This window comes from Arcticibacter sp., assembly GCF_053551015.1.
On sequence record NZ_JBMQOB010000009.1, the window covers coordinates 151,378 to 173,771 of the forward strand.

The window sequence follows — 22,394 nt, forward strand, 5'->3', positions numbered from 1 at the left end:
TTAAAACGTGGTGAAGCCGCTTTTTTACACAGAGCCTTCCGCAGAGAAGAGCTTGCATCTCTGCGGCTTCACATTAAATCTCATGTAGAGCGATTCGGTAACATCTTTTCTACACACGTTATCAACACCACTCCCGGTTCATGGTTTCAGTTCTCTCTTTTGTTTTGTTCAATGGTCAGTGAAACAGTGTGTTATGTTTGGTTTTACTCTGTATGATGATTGTGTAAAACGCTGTTTTTGAAATGATTTATCAGTTGCTTGCTCAATTATTCTACCTTTGACAGCCATAAATCAGGCTTAGAATGGAGCGAATTGTACACGAGGATAAAACCTTTGAGAAGGTCGTTTACGCAGAAAAGCTCGTGAAAGGACGGGAGTTTCAGAGCTGTACCTTTGTGAATTGCGACTTCTCCAATAGCGAGTTTTATTATAGCAAATTCATGGATTGTACCTTCGATGGCTGTAATCTGTCTATGATGAAGCTGAGCGAGTCCACGGTCAATAATGTCACCTTCCGTAATTCGAAGATCCTGGGCGTAAACTTCAGCGAGTGCCAGGACTTTCTGTTTAGTGTCTCCTTTGACTCCTGTATCCTCGATTATAGTTCCTTCCTGGGAAAGAAGATGCTGAAAACCCGCTTCATCAGAACCAGCATGAAAGAAGTCAATTTCAACAAGACCAACCTGTCTCAATCCCTTTTCGATCAGACAGACCTGTCAGGAGCGCTCTTCGACGCCACGAATCTAACAGCCGCTAATCTGGTTTCTGCTTATGGATTTGCCATTGATCCGGAGCATAACGTCATTAAAAAGGCAAGTTTCTCGCAGCACGGACTAGCGGGTCTGCTGGCCAGGTATCAGATTAATGTCGTTTAATTAAAGCCACTACCAGGCTAAAACTCAAATTTAACGTACTCTTCATATCCTCTTCATACTGGGAACCTAATCTTGTTCCCAAATAGAGTTTATGAAGATTTATTTACGTCGTATATTAATTATTGCCTTCGCCCTTGGATCTGCACATCAGTCTATAGCGCAAACAGGATTGATCACGGGTAAGGTCACAGACGCGAGCCAGAACCTGTCTCTTCCTGGCGCAACCCTGAAGCTGAGCGGTAGTAACCGGTACACCATTTCAAATAACCAGGGTAACTTTGAATTCTTGAATGTCCCCGGAGGTACCTATACCGTAAGTGTGTCTTACCTGGGCTATAAAACGAGCTTTGTTGAGGTAACCGTAACGGCAGGCAAAGCGGTAAACACCATCATTAAGATGGAAGATGGCGCTATCGTCGCATCTGAGGTAGTCATTATGGGTGACAGGCTCAGAGGGCAGGCCAAAGCGCTTAATCAGCAAAGGAACAACTCCAATATTACCAATATCGTATCAGCTGATCAGATGGGCCGTTTCCCTGATGCTAACATAGGTGATGCGATTAAACGTGTACCGGGTATAACGATGCAGAACGATCAGGGGGAAGCCCGTGACATCATCATCCGCGGCCTTGCACCCGAACTCAACTCCGTGTCTTTGAACGGAGACCGCATACCATCTGCCGAAGGAGATAACCGCCGCATACAGATGGACCTTATTCCTTCTGATATGATCCAGACCATCGAAGTCAGCAAAACGCTGACACCCGACATGGATGCCGACGCAATCGGTGGCTCTGTCAATCTGATCACGAGGGCTGCTCCAAACGGACTGCGTCTTTCAGGTACCTTGTCTTCGGGCTATAATCCCATCCGCGAAAAGGCTCTTTACACAGGATCCTTTGTTGCCGGCAACCGCTTTGCAGGAGGCAAGCTAGGTCTCGTGTTAAGTGGTTCGTATAATAATAATGACTATGGTTCTGATGATGTCGAAGCGACATGGAAAGAGAAAGATGGAAAGGTATTCCTGAAAGAACAAGAGATACGTCAGTATTTTGTACAGCGTATCAGGCGGAGCGTTGCCGTAGCATCAGATTTTAAAATTGACGACAGGAACAGGTTGAGCTTGAATGGAATGTATAACTGGCGGGATGACCGGGAAAACCGTTATCGCTTAAGCTACACAGACATTAAACCCGCGGGGACTGGTTTTACGGGTACACTGGAACGTGAAACAAAGGGAGGCATCGGTAACAGCAGAAATAAAAACAGTCGCCTGGAAGATCAGCGTGTAAAGAACTTTTCATTTAAGGGCGAGCACTTGATAAGCTCTGCTCTTGACCTCGACTGGACGTTATCATATTCTGACGCCCGTGAACTTCGTCCCAACGAGCGCTACATCAACTTTGCGGCAGAGGAGCAGGAGATCGGCCTTGATCTGAATAATCCTGAACGTCCCGTGGCATCAAGTGCGACCATGCCTGCAGACTTTAGCCTGGCAGAGATCACAGAAAATCGTAATTACACGAAAGAAGAGGAGTCAGGAGCAAAGATCAATTTGAGGCTGCCTTTCAGTATTGTTGACGGACAGAAAGGAAGGCTTCGTTTTGGCGGACGGCTACGACTCAAGAATAAGGAGAGAGACAACAACTTTTTTGAATATACACCACTAGGGGCCAATGAGGATGTGTTCAATAATTTCGGGCAGCTTCCCGCCCGAAGCTTCAGTGGAAAGAACTTTGAACCCGGCCGCCAGTATGTACCCGGGGCTTTTGTCAGCGCAGATTATCTGGGGGGCCTCAACCTGGGCAATACTTCACTCTTTGAACAGGAGGATAAACCTGATGAGTATGCATCAGCAAACTATGATGCCCGCGAAACCATTACTGCGGGGTATGTGCGTTGGGATCAGGACCTCAGCACTCGTTTATCCATGATCCTCGGAACGCGGCTTGAACATACGTCATTACGCTATACTGGATACGTGGTAGAAGACGAAGAAGACATTTTAGGGAAAGTGACCAATAAGAACAACTACCTCGACGTGATGCCGTCCCTCACCCTGAAGTACAATGCCAGCGAAAACCTGATCTTCAGGCTGGCGGCAACGACATCCCTGGCGCGACCTAACTATTTCGATCTGGTTCCGTATTTCGACAACCGGATAGGAGACAAGGAACTGTATGTCGGAAATGAAAACCTCAAGGCGGCTTATGCATGGAACTATGATTTCATGGTCGAGAACTACTTTCGTTCAGTAGGGCTGGTTTCAGGTGGTGCATTCTATAAGAACATCCGCAACTTCATCTACCGCTTCCGCGACGGCGCCTATACCAACGCTAAGTTCGGAGCAGATTTTCCGGGACAAAGCAATCCTATTCCTGCCGGTGAGGAATTCGCCTTTATACAACCTCGTAACGGCGGGTCTGTGAGTGTTTACGGCTTTGAAGTTGCCATCCAACGGCAGCTGGACTTTCTGCCGGGATTTCTGAGGGGCTTCGGTATCTATGCAAACTATACCTTTACGCGGTCAAATACAGATGGTATCTTTAATGAAGATGGCGAAGAACGTACGAACGTCAAGTTTCCGGGTACCGCGCCCAACCTGTTCAACTTCTCCCTGTCTTATGAAACCAAGCGCTTCAGCTCGAGACTTTCCGCCAATTATTCAGATTCTTATGTGTTTGAACTGGGAGGCAGTAATTTCGAAGACAGCTATTACGATAGTCAGTTTTTTCTCGATGCAAACGCATCTTACAAGATCACCAGGCAGCTGAGGTTATTTGGGGAGGCGAATAATCTAACCAATCAGCCGTTGCGCTTTTACCAGGGTATTCACAGTCGTAGTATGCAGGTAGAGTTCTACAAGCCCCGGTATAATTTCGGAATCAAGTTTGACATGTAATTAATCCATAATACTTAACCATAACGAGGCTCATCCCTCTGCTTTCAATATGAAGTTTCAAGTTCTCTCCATCCCGGTCATTTCGGCCCTGTCGTTACTCTGCTCTTGCAGCTCGACCCGGTCAATAGCCCCCGACGCATTAGTCCCGACGGTAATCACTCAGCAGGTCGAATTTGATACCGATGATCCGGCCATCTGGGTAAATCCGGCAGATGCATCAAAGAGCCTTATCGTAGGTACTGATAAAGAGACCAATGGCGGTATCTATGTTTTTGATCTGAGTGGAAAGATCGTCAACAAAGTAATAGGACTCCAGAGACCTAACAATATAGATATTGCTTATGGCCTCAAGGTAGCCGCTAAGCCAGTGGACATTGCAGTTTTCACGGAACGTGAAACCAATAAGATTCGTGTATTTTCAATGCCCGATCTAAAACCGCTCGATAACGGGGGGATAGAAGTATTTGTTGGAGAGTCGCAGCGCGATCCCATGGGCGTGGCACTCTACACACGACCTTCTGACGGGGCTATCTTTGCTATCGTTGGCCGTAAAACCGGTCCCTCGGGAAGCTACCTCTGGCAATACCAGCTCCACGATAAGAACACAGGCCTGGTAGATGGTACGCTGCTTAGAAAGTTCGGTGCCTTCAGCGGTAAAAAGGAGATTGAGAGTATCGCGGTCGACAATGAGAACGGCTATATCTATTATTCAGACGAAGGTGCCGGAGTACACAAATACTATGCAGATGTGGATAAAGGCAATCAGGAACTGGCATTCTTCGGCAGCAAAGACTTCAAAGCAGATGTCGAAGGAATCTCCATCTACAAAACCACCGAGACAGATGGATACATACTGATATCAGATCAGCAGGCGAATCGTTTTTCCGTGTATAGCCGTTCCGGAAGCCCCGGAAACCCTCATCAACATAGCCGGCTGACCTCAATTCCTTTTTCTACGCTTGAAAGTGACGGATCAGATGTCACCTCTGTCAACCTGGGATCCAAATTCCCCAAAGGCGTCTTCGTAGCCATGAGCAATGGCAAAGTTTTCCATTACTACGATTGGCGGCTTATAGAAGAGCGGATTAAAAAAGGAAGATAATTTTCAGCGTCTTTTAAATTACAACTATCAGTTTTCCCCGGGTCTTGTGCGATTCCATATCGGTATGAGCCCGGGAAATATCTTCCAGCGCATACGCCCGGTCAATGTGCACCTTCAGCTTGTCGTCATTCAGCAGCCCGGCAAAAAGCTGGAGCTGTTCCCTATCCGGATGCATCATCGGCCAGATCAGGTTCACGTTCCGTTCTTTGGCAAGGGCCAGCGCCTTCGGATCATCCTTGGTGGAAGAAGGAAGACATACCACTGTGCCACCCGGTTTAACAGCTGCAATGGAGCGATAAAGCACTTCGCCGCCCATCGCTTCCAGAACCGCATCAAGCTCTGATACTTTGTTCTCAAACTTTTCATTCTTATAATCAATCGGCTCATCCAGGCCTAGTTCCCGCAGAAAGTCCTGGTTGTTTCCGGAAGCTGTGCCATAAACGTAGGCCCCTGCTAGTTTAGCAAACTGTACCGCCAGATGCCCCACGCCGCCAGACGCTGCCTGGATTAGAATACGCTGTCCAGATTGCAGCTGGATATGTTCATGGATAGCCTGGTAGGCCGTAAGTGCTGCCAAAGGAACACCGGCAGCCTGCTCAAACGATAGATTGCCAGGCTTCAACACCATAAAGGAAGCATCGCATGCCAGGTATTCAGCATAAGTTCCCGAGGGGAAGCTACAACCAAATACTTCATCACCGGGTTGGAAGTCCGTTACCCCGGAGCCTCGCTCTTCTATGACTCCGCTGAAGTCTTTACCCAGCACAGCAGGTAAGGTTAAATCTTTGCAACTGATGTGTTTGCCCGACCGGATCTTGGTATCCACAGGGTTAATGCCCGCTGCTTTGACCTTCACAATCACCTGTCCCCCTGCTGCTTGCGGCCTGGCGGTTTCACTGACTCTGAGCTCCTCTGCAGATCCAAATTGGTTGATTATAGCTGCTTTCATGACTTAAAGATAGTGGATAATTCCTGTAGACAGCGACATAAATGCTTCTGCTTTCCTGCCTCGCAGCATGGATGTTCCGGAGAGAAGCAAGGCGTATCCCTGATTCCTTGCAAAAAAACCAATAGGAGCGAGATAACCACATATTCGGACTATTATACTTTAGAAGCTTATTTAAACTAGGTATAAATAATATGTCTAATCTTAGATTGATTCTAAATAATAATAATAAATTTGCCATCACAAATCGATCTGATGTTACCCGAAGACGTAAAAAAATCTGCAGCGAAGAGCCTTTTAGTTGTCATATTAACATGGTGCATGTATTCTCTTCATGCTCAGAGTCCATCTTCTTCTGTTTCTGGCCTTGTTCTGGATAATAGCGGCCAAGCAGTAGCTCATGCAACTATTCTTCTAAAAGGTACCCCATACATAAGCCATTCGGATGAAGCGGGCCGTTTTGAGATGAAGGTGCCTTCGGGTGCTTATACACTGGTGCTTTCGCGTGTAGGGTTTCTGGAACAGGTCCTGCAGATCAGGATTTCTCCAGGTCAGCGTCTGGTGCTGAACACCTTCAGGCTGATTAGTCAGAATGATCTCCGGGAAGTAGAGGTAAGGGGCAAAACCGATCAGGTGCTCCGTAAAGAGCAGGCCTTTAACGTAAATGTGATCGACCTGAAAGGACTTTACAATACATCCGGTGATCTGAATCAAGTCATGAGCAAGGTTGCCGGCGTGCGCGTCCGGGAGGACGGCGGCCTGGGTTCTAATTTCACCTTTTCGCTTAACGGATTTTCAGGCCGGCAGGTCAAGTTCTTTTTGGATGGAATCCCGATGGATAACTTCGGATCATCGCTCACCCTGAATAATATCCCGGCAAACATGGCCGAAAGGATCGAGATCTACAAGGGCGTGCTGCCGGTGGAGCTGGGTGCGGATGCCTTGGGTGGTGCCGTCAACCTGATTACGCGCTCGAACCCGAATTATCTGGATGCCTCTTATGGCTTCGGATCGTTCAATACCCACAAGGCCTCTGTGAACTATGCCTACACGAACCCGAAGAATGAACTGACACTCCGTACTAATGCCTTCTATAACTTTTCGGATAATAATTATAAAGTGAAGGTCAGCCCGATCGCTTTATCGGGAGACCTTGCCGGTCAGCGCCTGCCTGAGCAGGAAGTGGAAAGGTTCCATGACGGGTATGAGTCGGCTACGATGCAGTTTGAAGCGGGTATAGCGGGCAGGAAGTTCGCCGATAAGCTTTTAGTGGGAGTAATTGCTTCAGGTAATGATAAAGATATTCAAACCGGCGTAGTGATGGATCAGGTTTTCGGTGCCCGTACGTCCCGGTCGTCTGCACTCATCCCTACCTTGAAATACAAAAAGACAGATCTGTTTACACCGGGTCTGGATGTAAGCCTTTATACAGCTTATAATCTCTCCACCAACAGGTTCATCGATACCACTCGTCTGAGGTATAACTGGCTTCAGGAGACTGTGCCCACATCGACAGCGGAACTGAATAGAACGCAGCTCAGGAATAAAGATAACGAAGCCCTGCTTACAGCCAATCTCGCTTATCGCCTGTCTGAGAAGAACTCGCTGGCGTTTAACTATGTGATGGCCGACTTCAGAAGGAAGTCGTCTGATGTGGAGAATCCGGATAACCTGACCTTCAGGTATCCGCAGAAGCTGAACAAGAATGTGATGGGACTTTCCGCGCAGCATAAGACGCGTCTGTTTTCCGCGACCTTGTTCTCCAAGTTATATATGCTGAATGCGGAGTCGTTTGAGCAGGTGCAGAATGGTACATCGGTTCCGGACTATGCAGCGACTTCCACCAGCACCAGTAATTTAGGTTACGGTGCGGCCGCGGCATACTTTGTTTTGCCGCAGCTTCAGATGAAAGCCTCTTATGAGCATACTTATAGACTGCCGGAAGCAGTAGAGCTCTTGGGCGATGCACTGTATATCCGAAGAAATTCGGCCTTAAAGCCCGAAAACAGCGATAACGTCAATGTGGGTGCATTATACTCATTTGAGCTGGATCAGGATCACCGCTTCGGACTGGAGGCTAACTACTTGTTCAGAAACTCCAAAGACTACATCCGCATTGATCAGAGACAGTCGCAGCCGGTAGATCGCCAATACATCAATATCGGTGATGTGGTAACACATGGGGTAGAAGGCGAGCTTCGCTATAGTTGGAAAAATACGTTCAGGGCAAGCATCAACGCCACCTATCAGAACATTGTAGATAAAGAGGAATTCTTGACGAGCACGAATCTGACCGGAACGGTTACTTCACCAAACCTGGGGTACGGGTACCGGATTCCCAATATTCCTTACCTGTTCGGAAACGCAGACCTTGGATATACTTTCCAAAAAGTGGGTGCTGCCTTAAATACGCTAAGCCTCAACTACTCGCTGAACTTTGTGGAGAAGTACCATTTCACGTCGGCTCAGCTAGGCAGTAACAATCAGGATATTATACCTGCTCAATTCTCGCATAACCTGGCGGCGAACTACGCGCTCGTCAATGGTAAATACAATATATCCCTCGAATGCCGGAATCTGGCAGACAATGATCTTTTCGATAATTACAAGCTGCAGAAACCAGGTCGCTCCCTGTTCCTGAAGCTCAGATATTTCCTTTCAAAATAATCCAACAAACAATATAAGAATATGCAACTCAGACAATTATTCAAAGCCAGCCTTCTTGCAGTAGTAGCGTCTGCGGCGGTTTCCTGTAGTAAAGACGGGGATTCAGATAATCTTCCCGTTAGCCAAGATACGGTTTATGCTTTAGGTATCGGTATCACTACGCCGAAAGAAACGACGAACTATGTTGTGCAGGCCAGCGACCTGATGAACGGGACAATATCGCCGGTGGGGAACGGTATGTTGCAGGAGGGTTACCGCGACTACGCATTTGGAGGCGGTGTGTTCTTCAGTTTGGGGGGACTGGGCGTATCGAATGTGAATGCCATCACAGTTGACTCGCAAAATAAGCTTGCTGCCAGAACAGGACTGACATTGGAATTGCCAAATAACCAGTTAGTTGATATTGACGGCAAGGGAAAGACCATGGTGGGTGTTTCTTTACCGGCCACTCCGACTGCGGGGCTAAATGCAAAATTTTATACCCTCGATATAGCTGCAAACACCTTCGGGAACAAGAAAGAAGTACCGATGAACAGCATTCATCCAAGTTCTCAGGACTGGCTTTTCCATACCGGCTTGCAGGTTGTGGGATCACAGGTATTCCAGACTTTTTACCCTGTAGACTACCAGACCTACAATACCAAGAATACCGATACCAATTACGTAGCGGTTTACAGCTACCCGGGCTTTCAACTTCAGAAGGTGATTAAAGATACCCGTACCGGTCCTTCAGGTGCGTTTAATACCATGTCTGGTCTTTTCAAAACGGAGTCAGGCGACTTGTACGCCGTGTCGACTTCCAGCATATACAATGGCTATAGCCAGGCTACCAAGCCTGCAGGTATCCTGAAGATCGCAAACGGTACCAGTGTTTTTGACCCGAATTACTTCTTCAATACCGATACGGCTCCTAATGGAGGAAAGATTGCACATGCTGTATATATCGGCGGCAATAAACTATTTGCTGCGATTACGACTGTGCCTCCATCGAACCCGGTAGTGGGAACAGAAAAATGGAGCGATGCTAATCTGACCCTGGCTATTGTAGACTTATCTGCAAAAACCATCATACGGGTTGCAGGTGTACCTGTCTTCAAGGGCGACGGCGGCAGAAGCTTCGCAGCTCTGATTGAAGATGGCAAAGTTTATTCAGCTATTGGTCAGAATGGGGTGGTGAATATCTATCAAACGAATATCGCGACCGCAACCGCAAAGAAAGGTGCCGTTATTCAAGGTACTTTCCTGGGTGGTATTGCCAGATTGAAATAAATAAAGAATGAAACAGAGGTCCAATGCAGCTCAAACGCATTGGACTTTTTTATGCCTGCTACTCTGAACCATGGTAAGAATTACATCTGCAAAGCTGATAAAGAAAAAAAGATCTGTTTTTTACAGGATATCCGCCTGGCTACATCTATGGCTCGGCCTCATATCCGGGATTGTCGTAGTGATCGTCAGTCTAACCGGAGCCGCCCTGACCTTCGAGGAGGAGTGGAGGTATCTGTTTCAGCCATATCAGCATGCTGAGTCGCAGGGTCGCAGCTTTCTGCCGCCATCAGTACTGGCAGATTCTGTTAAGAAGGCCTATCACTTACCGGGCGTATCGGCGGTCATGTATCGCGGTAAAGACAGGTCGGCTGTTGTTCCCTGGTACAGAGACAGAGCGAACCTGCTGGTGAACTATGTGGACCCGTATACCGGGAAAGCCTTGTACAGTCAGCGCTTGAATGATGATTTTTTCCGGATCATGATTGTGGGGCATTACGAGCTATGGCTTCCCAGAAAGATTGGTAAGCCCATTGTAGCCTATTCAACGCTGATCTTTGTGATCACGCTGATAACGGGGATGGTTTTGTGGTGGCCTAAGAAGTGGACCAAACGGAGTCGTAATCAGAGTTTCCTGATCCGGTTCAAAGCTTCTTTTAAGCGACTGAATTACGATCTGCATAACGTGCTCGGGTTCTACTCGCTGGTGGTTGCATTGGTACTGGCGCTGACAGGTATAGTATATGGCATGGAGTGGTTCAATAATGCAGTGTATTGGACGGCCTCGGGAGGCAAGAAAGCGGAATTTACGCGGGTCATGTCTGATACGACCCTCACACCTCTGAATGACCAGGTGGAAGAAGACCTGCTATATGCCAGGCTACAAAAGACGCAGGTCAATCTGGAAGATGAGCATGCAACGATAGGATACCCGAGAGGGGAGTCGGGAACCTGGACCCTGACGGTGAATCCAAAGCCGGGGACACGCTACCTGGAGACGACACAGCAGTTTGAGCAGCATTCGCTTAAGTTGTTGCAGGCTGACATTCCTTACGCCAGGGCGAATGGAGGAGAACAGGCCATGCGGATTAACTACGATCTGCATGTCGGTTCAATTGGTGGCATCACCACGAAGATCATTGCCTTTCTGGTTTGCATGATCTCTGCCAGCCTGCCCATTACCGGTTTGATTATCTGGCTCGGGAAGAAGAAAAAGGCAAAGGAGAAGGCTGTTAGCTAAAGAATCTACGACCGTATTTGATCATGATGTAAACGGGGTAGCTTAGGGCTACCCATGACATGTAATGCCACATTCCGGTTCCGAGAATCGCAGATATGAGTCCCGCGAATGTAATGACTGCAATCAGCAGGGGCATTCCCCAGAGTTTTAGCGCTGTATGGTTATTCATGTTTGACATGCCTAATGATTGTTGACCAGATTAGCCGTTTCTGCATTGCTCAGCATCCTGCTGAGCTGTTGTTCTTTTGATTTCCGCCGAGCAAACCACAGATAAAGACCCGAGATCAGGACGATGATTGTAGCGAGGTCGAACAGAGCCCACAGTACTTTCATCGGCATTCCTCCATAATCACCGAAGTGAAAAGGCTGTGATGTATAGATGGTTTTTAGGTACCAGGGTAGGTCCCTGATATCGGTGAGCTCGTTGGTTTGGGCATCTATCAGCGCCGGCTTGATGATCCGCGAGGTGAGAGGCGTATTGCCTTTCACGTAAACCGCGTAATGGTGATCGCTGGAATAGAGGGTGCCCGGATAGGCGATGAAGTTAACCTCCATATCGGGCGCCGCCTGGCGGGTTCGGTCAATAGCCACCTGAAGAGATCCAAGCTGTCCTTCTTTTATTTGAGGTTTATCTTTGTATTCAGAAACCATGTCGGCAAGCTCGCCTGCTCTCCAGGCATCCACTGCAGGAACAGCCAGTGTGTTGATCACACCGGTAATGCAGACGACGAACGCCCAGGCAAGCGATACGATGCCGAGAACATTATGCAGATCCAGCCATCTCAGCCGCTTTGATTTTTCTGTTCTGATCATACCGAAGTCGTACCGTTTCATGATGGGACCATATAGCACCGCGCCCGAAATAATGGAGGCAGTGAAAAGAAGACCCATAAACCCTAGGAACAGCATGCCCGGAACACCGGCCATCATGTCGACATGCAGATGGAACATGATATCCATGAAGTCCATATCATCAGCGGGTGCCTGCAGAACCTTAGCTGTGCGGCTGTCCATCGTGAGATAGATGTTTTTTTCCTCAGGGGCGCTCGCGGAATCGGCAAGGGTGAAGAACATTTTGCCCGGATATTTATCGTTATCCCAGTAGATATATTTCATCTCTTTTCCGGGGAGATGATTTTTGGCGTTAAGGATGACCTGATCAATGGTAGCCTTCGGTGTACCCTCCGGAAGGCTGGGAGCAGCTACATCTTCTCCCGTCCACTCATGGATCTCTTCAGAAAAGATCAGCGGAAGCCCCGTCAGGCAGAGCATCAACAAGAAAGCTGTACAGATCAGACTCGTCCATTTATGAACATAGAACCAGGATTTGATTGTTTGTGCTTTCATGCGCGTTGCTTCAAGGGGTTTTTATTGCAGGATACCAGTCGTTTGTACCTGGTAGCAGAGCATTGCAAAAGTATTATTTAAATTAATTCTAAACAAGGAATATTCGTAAATGATTCTCTGCAATTTGGTTTGGCCGGTGTAGGGTGAGTTAGTATCAGGCTGGAAGCAGGTTGTACAGGCTGGAGTTCTCATCCATGATTATGTATCTCAATATGCAAAACGCATTATTGCTTACCTTTGCATTCAAATTGGTATAATTATCTAAGTAAGCACTACATGGCCGGCATTTATTTTCATATTCCCTTCTGTAAGCAAGCTTGCCACTACTGTGACTTTCACTTTTCAACATCCCAAAAATACAAGGGCGAAATCCTGAGTTCCATGTTGGAGGAGCTGGAACTTCAGAAAAATTATCTCGGTAGCGAAACGGTTGAGACGATCTATTTTGGTGGTGGCACGCCATCGGTTTTATCGCCTTCAGAAATTCAGCGCTTCATCGATCGTGTGGCTGTACAGCATCATGTATCTTCAGATGCAGAAGTGACGCTGGAAGCGAATCCCGACGATCTGAATCCGCAACGCGTAAAGGAATTACGGGAAACCAGTATCAACCGGTTCAGCATCGGCATACAATCATTCTTTGAAGAGGATCTGCGCTGGATGAACAGGGCGCATAATGCGCAGGAGGCGGATGCGGCGATTAAGCGGGTTCAGGATGCTGGTTTTGAGAACATCACGGCCGATCTGATCTATGGCTATCCGCTGCTGACGGATGAAAAGTGGAAGAGCAACCTGGGTAAGATCCATGAGTTGGATATTCCGCATGTATCGGTTTATTCGATGACTGTAGAGTCGAAGACTGCTTTGGCGCACTTCATCGCTAAGGGTAAGCAGCCGGAGATGAACGACTCGCAGAGTGCTGATCAGTTTACCTATATGATCGGGCAGCTGCGCGAATGGGGCTTTGAGCATTATGAGACATCCAACTTCGCGAAACCGGGACATTATTCCAGGCATAATACGAACTATTGGAAAGGTGTTTCTTACCTGGGAATAGGGCCTTCTGCTCATTCTTTTAACGGTGAAACAAGGAAGTGGAACGTGGCGAATAATGCGAAGTATCTTTCTGCGATGCTGGAAAATAGGATCCCCGCGGAGCTTGAAGTGCTAAGAGAGGAGGACCGGGTGAATGAATATATCATGACATCCCTGCGTACTATGTGGGGAATGGATTTGGAGCGAATCGACCGGGATTTTGGTGGCGGTTACCGGGATGTGATTGAAGATAATGCCAGGGTGTTTGTGGAGCGGGGCTGGCTGGACAGGAAAGATGGACACACGCTTGTCCTCAGCGATGCCGGAAAGCTTTTCAGCGATCATATTGCCTCTGAACTCTTCATTGATGATGAAAGCAAATAATTGGCTGCAGTTTTACGTTTAATCCTTAGTTTAGCAACGACCTATATTATTAATCAGAATGAAAAGAATTACTTTTTTTCTTGCACTCCTGATGTTCGTTAACATCACGGTAAAAGCTCAGTCAAAGAGCGAGAAACAAGTGGCGGCTGCCGTAGAATTTTTGAAAAAGGCGATGATTGATGGTTCGAGGGAATCCCTTGAAGCTATCTCCGGAGAAAAGCTGTCTTACGGGCATTCGGGAGGTAAGGTGGAAACAAAAGCTGAATTCGTGGAGGCCATAGCTAATGGGAGTTCTGACTTCGTGTCGATTGATCTGACTGATCAAACGATTCAGGTTTCGGGCAAGACGGCTATTGTTCGTCATACACTTACCGGTAAAACCAATGACCGTGGTGTTCCGGGAAATGTTCATCTCCATATCTTAACTGTTTGGCAGAAAGTGCATGGTAAATGGGTGATGATTGCACGCCAGGCAGTTAAAAAACCTTAAAAAATAAAAGGAAGGGCTAAGCCCTTCCATATTTCATTGTCCACTTCCTCAATCTGGAGATACGTGAGGCGGTCAGCGCTCCAGGCAGCATGCGCCAGTCCCAGTTCCCTTCTACAGTGGCCGGACTGTTCATCCTCGCGTCGGCACCTGCTCCGATAATGTCCTGAAGAGGTAAGATAACGGTTTTTCCTACACTTGCATACGCTAAGCGCGCCAGTTCCTGGTGAACATTGGAGGCGTCTATCTTTCTACCTAAATAGTCCTTCAGATTCTCTTTACTCGTATCGTCAGCATCGTTGTTGAACCAGCCTACGGTTGTATTATTATCGTGAGTACCGGTGTACACAAAAAAGTTCTCTGCGTAGTGGTGTGGAATATTCAGCGATGAAGGCATATCATCTCCAAAGGCAAATTGCAGAACCTTCATTCCCGGAAGCTTGAACGCATCCCGGAGATCATACACCGGCTGGTCGATATCGCCCAGGTCTTCTGCCACAAAGGGGATTTCACCTAATTCACGTTCGATAGTTTCAAAGAAGTCTTTCCCCGGCCCGGGCTTCCACTCGCCATTGCGGGCGGTTTCTTCGCTGGCAGGAACGTCCCAGTAAGATGAGAAGGCCCTGAAGTGATCAAAGCGGAGTATATCAAACAGCTCTGCATTTTTGCGGATCCGATCTATCCACCATTTGTATTCCTGTTCTTTCAGAACATCCCAGCGGAAAACGGGCATTCCCCAGAGCTGGCCATCGGCATTGAAATAGTCGGGAGGGACTCCAGCTACACCGGTCATCTTTCCGGATTCGTCGAGTTTGAATATTTCGCGGTGTGCCCAGACATCTGTTGAGTCATAGCTGATATAGAAAGGCATATCACCGAAGAGGCGAATGTTCAGTCCGTTGCAGTAGTCCTTCAATGCATGCCATTGCCTGCTGAAAATGAACTGTACCCATTTTACCTCCTGGAGGTCTTCCTCTCTGGAGCCGGCAAATTCACGAAGGGTTTTTTCGTCGCGAAGTTTATATTCTTCAGGCCATTGATACCAGGGCATGTGGCCAAATTCCTTCTTCAGTGTAGTATAAAGCGCAAAGTCATTCAGCCAGTCCTGCTCAGCCTCGCAGAACGTCTGGAACGCGGTATCGTTCTGGCCCTGCTTCTTCATTTTGTTGAAGGCTTTATGCAGGAGGGTCTTCTTCAACTTCTGCACTGCCGGGAAGTCAACCTTGCTTTTCTCTTTCAAGTGTTTCGACTTGAGGTCCTCTTCGTCAAGCAGGCCTTCTTTGGCCAGCAGATCCGGACTGATCAGCAGTGGATTTCCCGCCATACTGGAGCAGGAGCTGTAGGGTGAGTGCATGCTCGCCTCCTCGGTTGGGTTTAGCGGCAGGATTTGCCAGTAATGTTGTTTTGCCTCTGCCAGCTGATCGGCAAAGTGAAAGGCTTCTGATCCGAAGTCCCCAATCCCATAGGCAGAAGGGAGTGAGCTGATATGCAGGAGCACGCCTGCGGATCGTGAATTTGGTTCTTGCGCAAGTTTGACGACCGCGAATGGCACGGACCTGAACAATTCACTGATCAGCAGCTCGCCGTTGGTCTTGCCGCTTGCCTTGCGCATAGGATCTTCCCATTGAACGGGGGCAGATGGGGGAAGGATGATGCGGGTTTTCCTCCAGTCTATCGCATTGGCCTCGCATTGTTGCTCCTCGCAAATGCCAGCTATATGCAGCGGTACCGCTGTGATCACCCATTCGCTCTTGTGCCTGCGGGCGAATGCCAGGATGTTGTTTTTGTATTTGCCTTTGACCTGCAAGGGAATATATGCGCCCTTCTCGAACAGTTCCTGACTGCTGCCTCTTAATTGCAACAACTGGTGTGTTAGCCACAGTTTGATCTCAGCGGAATAGCGTTTGCTCCACAAGTTTTCGATCATTTCTGGGTCTTCTTTCGATACTTCGTCCAGGATCTCGGCACGTTTGCTGAAATCTACCGGACGCCGGTTGTCGGGATCTACCAGGCTCAGGTCCCATAGCTCGCAACCCTGATATACGTCGGGGACACCCGGACAGGTGAACTTCAGGATAAGCTGTGACAAGGAATTTACAATACCCAGATCGGCTACTTCGGCATGGAAGTTCATGAAACTTTTCCAGAATTCACCATCCTGATTGAGCAGGGCGAGAGCAAAAGAACGCGTTGCTTCTTCGTATTGTTCGTTGGGTTCAGACCAGCTGGTCTGAACTTTTGCTTCACGGAGAGCCTTGGTCAGGTACTCCTGCAGGCGTTCAGGAAAATTGTCGGAATCCTGTCCCGGCATAGGCCAGGCACCCAGAATAGTTTGATAGATCAGATACTCGTCGTTGAGGTCGGGCCTTGAGGATACTTTCAGACCTTCATTGATTTTCATCCACTTGTGCACTTTCCGCGTCCAGCGATCGGGAATATTGGTAAGCACATTCAGGCGTGCCCTCACGTCTTCACCACGCTTGGTATCGTGGGTGGAAGTTCCATTGATAGATAGCGGCCACTGGGTTTGTCGTTCGTGCATGGCATGATGGAAATCTTCGGTTGAAATGCCGAAGGCACCGGGATAGTCGCCGACTTCATTGTGACCAACAAAGCGGTTGTACGTGTACATCAGGGTATCTTCTACACCTTTGGCCATCAGGGGTCCGGTAAACTGCATACAGCGCTGATAGAAGTAGAGTGCGCGTTTACTGTATTCCTGATCGCTGTTGCCAGAATCTCCGATGAAGATGTTTTCCAACACTGCTACCGCGTCAGCTAGCTGCGATTTCTTGTTACGTATCTTTTTGAAAACGGCTTTCAACTCGTCCCGTTCCGCTTTTTTAAGGGGCATGGTATTGCCATAGTAGCGGTATACCGGCGTGTAAATGAGCAGCCAAGCGATAGCGGACTTAAAATCATACCGGTTTACTTCATTAAGCGGCAGGAGTTCGGATTGAATAAAGAGCTGGTACAGGTTCTCCAGCTCCCCGGACATGTGCTGGAAGAGAATTGCCGCTTTCTTTTCGTGTATTTGGTCTTCTACAGGTTCAGAATGGGCACTAAGTTCCTGATACAGGGTATTGAACTTCTTTTCGCTTTCAGATTCAGTAAAGACGTTATTGACCAGGCCGAGGAAGTCGTATCCGGAATTCCCCTGTAGCGACCAGTCAGCGGGGATGGATTCTCCCTCTTCGAGGATCTTTTCAGCAACGATATAGGTATCGGGGCTTGTCAGATTCCGGAGGCGATCTACATAGGTTTTTGGATCAAAGAGTCCATCAATGTGGTCGATCCGAAGACCCTGGAAGATCCCCTCTTCACAGAGGCGGGCGATGTATTCGTGATATTTGTTGAATACGGCCTCATCCTGAATATTCAGGCAGATCAATCCGTTTACTGTGAAGAATCTCCGGAAGTTGATGCGGCTGTCGGTCTCTCTCCAATCGCATAGTTCATAGAACTGTTGGTCGACAATATTCTGCAGCAGCTCAGTATTGCTGTTGATATGGTCGACGCGGGCGTGAATGGAGTCATCTTCAGTAGCATCGATATTTTCGCCGTTAAAGATCAGGGAGTAAGATGCCGAGTTAACGGGATAAGTAGCATCATAATAGTTCAGTACGAACTTTTCATTACGGTATTCCAGCTTGATTTCTCTGTTCTCCAGGACTTTCGCGAGCGGAGCACCCAGAAACGGTACCATTATCTTACCCTTATAGAAATCAGAGCTAAAGCTGGAGTCGAAAAAGATCGCGTACTCTGAATCAGGACCCTTTTCCAGAAGATCCATTAGCCAAGGATTGCGATGATCGAAGGCCATGTGGTTGGGCACGATGTCCTGTAGCCACTGGATATCGTTTTCACGTAGATCTTCGCTGATTTCCCGGAGTTTCTCCTCGGTTCCGATTTCAGGATTGACAAGATGAGGATTTAGCCCATCATAGCCATGGGTACTACCCGGCGTAGATTCAAAGATGGGGGAGGCGTATATGGTGTTGACGCCAAGTTTTTTCAGGTAGGGAATAATTTGTTCAAATTGCTCAAATGTAAACTCCTTCTGAAACTGTATACGGTAGGTAGATATAGGGTTCATGAGATGTTTTCAAGGTTTAGTCAAGGATCAGTATAGCATGCCCTGGAAGTGAAATTTCGGCTTTTGTATCAAAGCTTTCAGAAACTTCAGCTTGTCCGCCCCATTGCTTGTCCCCGGAAAAAAGAAGCGTTTTCCAGGTTTTTTCCATGTCAGGCAGCGTGATTTGCCTGGTGCTGTCGGAGAAGTTAAGGATGCAGACGAGATGTTGATCATCCTGCCATCGATGCAACAAAAGTGTGTTTTGTTCCTCATGGAACGTAGCCTCCAGGTTCTTTCTATCCAGTTTTTTCAATACCGGGTGTTGTTTTCTTAGCGCGATCAGGGCTTTGTAGTACCTGAACATGTTTTGGTGCATAGCACTTTCAAGAAGACTCCACTGCAGGGCAGAGCTTTCGAAAGTCTCCTGCGACATCGGATCCGGTGCTTCCCCTTCGGCATGGAAATCTGCAAATTCCGCTTTTCGGCCCTTTCTGACCGCCTCAGCCAGTTCAGGATCGGTATGACTGACGAAGTAGAGAAAGGGGTTGGTCTCACTCCACTCTTCACCCATGAACAGCATGGGAACAAAGGGTGCGGTGATCACAGCTCCTGCGAGGAGCTTCTGCATCTCGGGGCTATGAATTTGGCTTGTTCTTTCGCCCAGCATCCGGTTACCCGTCTGATCATGATTCTGTGAAAAGACGATGAACTGACTGCCGGGGTTCTCCTCAGCTTTCAAGCCGAAGAACTTCTTCCGGTGTGGTGAATATTGCCCGTCATACACATAAGCGTCCTTATAAGACTTGGCAAGGTGTGCAATACCGTTAAAATCGGAGTAGTATCCGGTGGCGGGTTCACCAGCCGTGGTACGGAGCGCATGATGGAATTCGTCGATCCATTGGGCGTCCATGCCATAGCCCTGTTTTGCCAGCGGATTGATGAATTTGGGATCGTTCAGGTCGACCTCTGCAATGAGGTGGTGTTTCCTGCCGGTTTGCTGTGACAGGCGATCGGTTTCCATTTTAATCTGGCGGAGGAGGTGAACAGGACTCAGGTCTTTTATGGCGTGTACGGCATCCAAACGGAGGGCGTCAATGTGAAAATCCTTAAACCACATCAATGCATTCTGAATGAAGTAAGTCCGTACGGCGTCGCAGTGTGCATCGTCAAAGTTGAGTGCATCTCCCCAGGGAGTGCTGTACTTGGAGGTGAAATAGTGGCCGAAGTCATTCAAATAGTTTCCTTCGGGGCCAATGTGGTTGTACACGACATCCAGGATTACTGCTATTCCTCTTTTGTGGCAGCTGTCTACGAGTTGCTGCAGCGCATGTGCACCTCCATAGGAATTTTGCACGGCATAGGGACCCACACCATCATACCCCCAGTTGCGGGAGCCCGGGAATTGTGCCAGGGGCATGATCTCTATGGCATTCACTCCGAGGTCGATCAGGTGATCCAACTTTTTCTCAATACCGGAAAAGGTGCCTTCAGGAGAGAAAGTTCCGGTATGGAGCTCATAAATGATATAGTGGTCCATTGCCGGGTTCTGCCATTCCTGATCTGTCCATCTGAAATTACCCAGATCGATGGCTTCGGAAACGCCATGTACACCTTCAGGCTGAGAGAGGGATGCGGGATCCGGTCTGTGCGTCTGCTTGTCGAGCACAATCTGGTAGCGATCTCCTTCTCTTAACTGGTTTGTTTCTATAGTCCAATGACCGTACTCGTCCTGCGTTAGCGGGAGTTTCAGATTTTTGTCGGGTATGTTTATCTCTACAAAGGTGGCCTTCGGCGCCCATAGGGTAAATTCAGCTACTCCCTCCTCATTTATTCTTAATCCTGGCCTTGTTTCAAATAGCTTCATTCTATACTCTATTTCTTGGTCTGTCTTAATACCACAACACTGCGGCTTTCTACGATAAGTGACTCAGTAGCCTGGAAATGCTCGATTTTTTCTTCTACAAAGTTTTCATGTGTGTCGAGTACTTTTGCCCATTCTTTTCCATAACGTTCCTCCGGAAGGACGAAGTTCAGGGGCTCGTAATGCGCATTGAAGATGATGTAGAAGCTATCGTCCACGATCTTTTCTCCTTTGGGGCCTACAGACCGGATTGCATTTCCGTTCAGGAAAACTCCGAGCGATTTGGCAAAGTCGTGATTCCAGTTTTCATCAGGCATCTCCTGTCCTTCAGGCAGGAACCAGGCGATATCCTCAAGTCCTATTCCCTTGATTGGCTGTCCGGTAAACCAACGTCTGCGACGGAATACAGGATGCTTTTTACGAAGGTGGATCACCTTGCGCGTAAAGTTGAGCAGATCTTCGTCCGCCTCTGGCCAGTTCAACCAGGAGATTTCATTATCCTGGCAGTAGGCGTTGTTATTGCCGCCCTGAGTGCGACTGATTTCATCTCCGGAAACCAGCATTGGGACCCCTTGAGAAAGGAAAAGGGAAGTCAGGAAGTTGCGCTTTTGCTTTTCGCGCAGTTCGTTGATCAGTTTATCCTCGGTGGGGCCTTCAGCTCCGCAGTTCCAGGAGCGATTATGGCTCTCCCCGTCATTATTGTCTTCGCCATTATCGTCGTTATGCTTTTCGTTGTAAGATACGAGATCATTCAGGGTGAAGCCATCATGTGCGGTGATGAAGTTGATACTGGCAGTAGGGCGCCTGTAATCATCCTTGTAGAGGTCGGAGCTTCCTGTGAAACGTTCGGCGAACTCGGCCAGCATACTGTCTGCTCCTCTCCAGTAATCACGGAGGCAGTCGCGGTATTTTCCGTTCCACTCGGCCCATCCTGGAGGGAACTTACCTACCTGGTAGCCGCCTTCTCCGATATCCCATGGTTCTGCAATTAACTTGACCTGGGATATGATCGGATCCTGGTGGATGATGTCAAAGAAGGAACCGAGGCGATCGACATCGTGAAGTTCACGTGCGAGTGTAGAGGCCAGGTCGAAACGGAATCCGTCAACGTGCATTTCGGTGATCCAGTAGCGGAGGCTGTCCATAATAAGGCGAAGCACTCCGGGAAGCCTCGCGTTTAGCGTGTTTCCTGTGCCCGTATAATCTTTGTAGTAGCGTGGATTCTCTTCCGTCAGTCTGTAGTACGATGCGTTGTCTATTCCCTTGAAGGAGATCGTAGGGCCAAGCTGATTGCCTTCTGCGGTGTGGTTATATACCACGTCGAGGATGACCTCAATACCGGCCTTGTGCAGATCTTTCACCATTTGTTTGAATTCGATCACCTGCTCACCGTGCACGCCGTTGCTGCTGTATCTGACATCAGGAGCAAAGAAGCCGATGGAGTTGTAGCCCCAGTAATTAGTCAGGCCTTTTTCTACCAGGTAAGAATCGATCACATAGTGATGTACAGGCATCAGCTCAATTGCAGTTATACCAAGATCCTGCAGGTACTGAATGGTAATAGGGTGACCAATAGCCGCATAGCTCCCTCTGATTTCTTCAGGAATATCGGGGTGCAGCTTGGTGAAGCCTTTTACATGTGCCTCGTAGATAATGGTTTTATGATACGGCGTGTTTGGACGACGATCGTCTTCCCAGTTGAAAGCCGGATCAATCACTACCGACTTGGGTACGTAAGGTGCACTATCGAGCTCGCTAAAGCTCAGGTCTGCATCCGGGTGGCCAAGTTCATAGCCAAAGAGAGCATCGTTCCATTGAATAGCACCCGCAATGGCTTTGGCATAAGGGTCGATCAGGAGCTTGTTCGGATTGAAGCGATGACCGTTCTCTGGCTCATAAGGTCCATGAACCCGGTAGCCATATAGCTGACCTGGCTTCAAATCAGGCACATATACATGCCATACATGGTGTGAGCGTTCTTTTACTTCAATTCTTATATCTTCAGCGTGATCATCGCCTGATTTAAACAAGCAAAGTTCAACTTCTTGTGCGTTTTCTGCGTAAAGTGCGAAGTTAACTCCGTGACCATCCCAGGTTGCTCCCAAGGGATACGGAGATCCGGGGTATACGTTTATGTTCATGGTCTAAAAAGGACCATGGTATATAAAATGTTTGGAAAAAAATGCTAATCCTCAGAAAATGAGAAA

General features: G+C 48.1%; 14 protein-coding genes. 8 read left to right on the forward strand and 6 right to left on the reverse strand.

All coding sequences use genetic code 11. The features are described 5' to 3' along the window. Nucleotides 1-302 precede the first annotated feature (302 nt). The 3 genes from ACO1NU_RS06060 to ACO1NU_RS06070 all read left to right on the forward strand — a co-directional run bounded on the left by ACO1NU_RS06060 (nucleotide 303) and on the right by ACO1NU_RS06070 (nucleotide 4,879). A complete protein-coding gene (locus tag ACO1NU_RS06060; RefSeq protein WP_448817573.1) occupies nucleotides 303-875 on the forward strand; it encodes a pentapeptide repeat-containing protein in 573 nt (190 codons plus the stop codon). A 91-nt stretch (nucleotides 876-966) separates the two neighbouring features. Continuing rightward, on the forward strand, nucleotides 967-3,777 hold the full coding sequence (locus ACO1NU_RS06065) for a TonB-dependent receptor (RefSeq protein ID WP_448817574.1): 2,811 nt from the start codon (nucleotides 967-969) through the stop codon (nucleotides 3,775-3,777). 49 nt (nucleotides 3,778-3,826) lie between these two features. Next, nucleotides 3,827-4,879, forward strand: coding sequence for a phytase (locus ACO1NU_RS06070; protein ID WP_448817575.1), 1,053 nt, complete (start codon nucleotides 3,827-3,829; stop codon nucleotides 4,877-4,879). Between the two features lie 13 nt (nucleotides 4,880-4,892). On the opposite strand, the gene ACO1NU_RS06075 is transcribed toward ACO1NU_RS06070, so the two are convergent. Next, nucleotides 4,893-5,828 carry an NADP-dependent oxidoreductase gene (locus ACO1NU_RS06075; protein WP_448817576.1) on the reverse strand — a complete coding sequence of 312 codons (936 nt, stop codon included), beginning with the start codon at nucleotides 5,826-5,828 and terminating at the stop codon, nucleotides 4,893-4,895. A gap of 318 nt (nucleotides 5,829-6,146) precedes the next feature. Between ACO1NU_RS06075 and ACO1NU_RS06080 the strand changes: the two genes are divergently transcribed. The 3 genes from ACO1NU_RS06080 to ACO1NU_RS06090 all read left to right on the forward strand — a co-directional run bounded on the left by ACO1NU_RS06080 (nucleotide 6,147) and on the right by ACO1NU_RS06090 (nucleotide 10,998). Continuing rightward, a complete protein-coding gene (locus ACO1NU_RS06080; protein WP_448817577.1) occupies nucleotides 6,147-8,492 on the forward strand; it encodes a TonB-dependent receptor in 2,346 nt (781 codons plus the stop codon). A gap of 21 nt (nucleotides 8,493-8,513) precedes the next feature. Further along, on the forward strand, nucleotides 8,514-9,761 hold the full coding sequence (locus tag ACO1NU_RS06085) for a DUF4374 domain-containing protein (RefSeq protein WP_448817578.1): 1,248 nt from the start codon (nucleotides 8,514-8,516) through the stop codon (nucleotides 9,759-9,761). A gap of 70 nt (nucleotides 9,762-9,831) precedes the next feature. Then, the gene (locus ACO1NU_RS06090) at nucleotides 9,832-10,998 is read left to right on the forward strand and encodes a PepSY-associated TM helix domain-containing protein (RefSeq protein ID WP_448817579.1); all 1,167 of its coding nucleotides are present in this window, start codon (nucleotides 9,832-9,834) and stop codon (nucleotides 10,996-10,998) included. On the opposite strand, the gene ACO1NU_RS06095 is transcribed toward ACO1NU_RS06090, so the two are convergent. Both ACO1NU_RS06095 and ACO1NU_RS06100 read right to left on the reverse strand, forming a co-directional pair. Continuing rightward, nucleotides 10,991-11,167, reverse strand: coding sequence for a hypothetical protein (locus ACO1NU_RS06095; RefSeq protein ID WP_448817580.1), 177 nt, complete (start codon nucleotides 11,165-11,167; stop codon nucleotides 10,991-10,993). The genes ACO1NU_RS06090 and ACO1NU_RS06095 overlap by 8 nt on opposite strands. An 11-nt stretch (nucleotides 11,168-11,178) precedes the next feature. Continuing rightward, a complete protein-coding gene (locus tag ACO1NU_RS06100) occupies nucleotides 11,179-12,345 on the reverse strand; it encodes a PepSY-associated TM helix domain-containing protein (RefSeq protein WP_448817581.1) in 1,167 nt (388 codons plus the stop codon). 276 nt (nucleotides 12,346-12,621) lie between these two features. On the opposite strand from ACO1NU_RS06100, the gene hemW reads away from it, so the two are divergent. Both hemW and ACO1NU_RS06110 read left to right on the forward strand, forming a co-directional pair. Next, complete coding sequence (hemW, locus tag ACO1NU_RS06105) at nucleotides 12,622-13,764, forward strand: radical SAM family heme chaperone HemW (protein WP_448817582.1); 1,143 nt, start codon at nucleotides 12,622-12,624, stop codon at nucleotides 13,762-13,764. Nucleotides 13,765-13,822: 58 nt separating this feature from the next. Next, a complete protein-coding gene (locus tag ACO1NU_RS06110) occupies nucleotides 13,823-14,254 on the forward strand; it encodes a nuclear transport factor 2 family protein (protein ID WP_448817583.1) in 432 nt (143 codons plus the stop codon). Nucleotides 14,255-14,270: 16 nt separating this feature from the next. Here ACO1NU_RS06110 and treY read toward each other — a convergent pair whose 3' ends face one another. Genes treY through glgX form a run of 3 tightly spaced genes read right to left on the reverse strand, consistent with a single transcriptional unit; the run spans nucleotide 14,271 to nucleotide 22,328 of the window. Beyond that, a complete protein-coding gene (gene treY, locus ACO1NU_RS06115; protein WP_448817584.1) occupies nucleotides 14,271-18,347 on the reverse strand; it encodes a malto-oligosyltrehalose synthase in 4,077 nt (1,358 codons plus the stop codon). A 16-nt stretch (nucleotides 18,348-18,363) separates the two neighbouring features. Continuing rightward, nucleotides 18,364-20,190 (reverse strand): malto-oligosyltrehalose trehalohydrolase, encoded by a 1,827-nt coding sequence (gene treZ, locus ACO1NU_RS06120; protein ID WP_448817585.1) that lies wholly within the window; start codon nucleotides 20,188-20,190, stop codon nucleotides 18,364-18,366. 8 nt (nucleotides 20,191-20,198) lie between these two features. Continuing rightward, on the reverse strand, nucleotides 20,199-22,328 hold the full coding sequence (glgX, locus tag ACO1NU_RS06125; protein ID WP_448817586.1) for a glycogen debranching protein GlgX: 2,130 nt from the start codon (nucleotides 22,326-22,328) through the stop codon (nucleotides 20,199-20,201). Nucleotides 22,329-22,394: the final 66 nt, after the last annotated feature.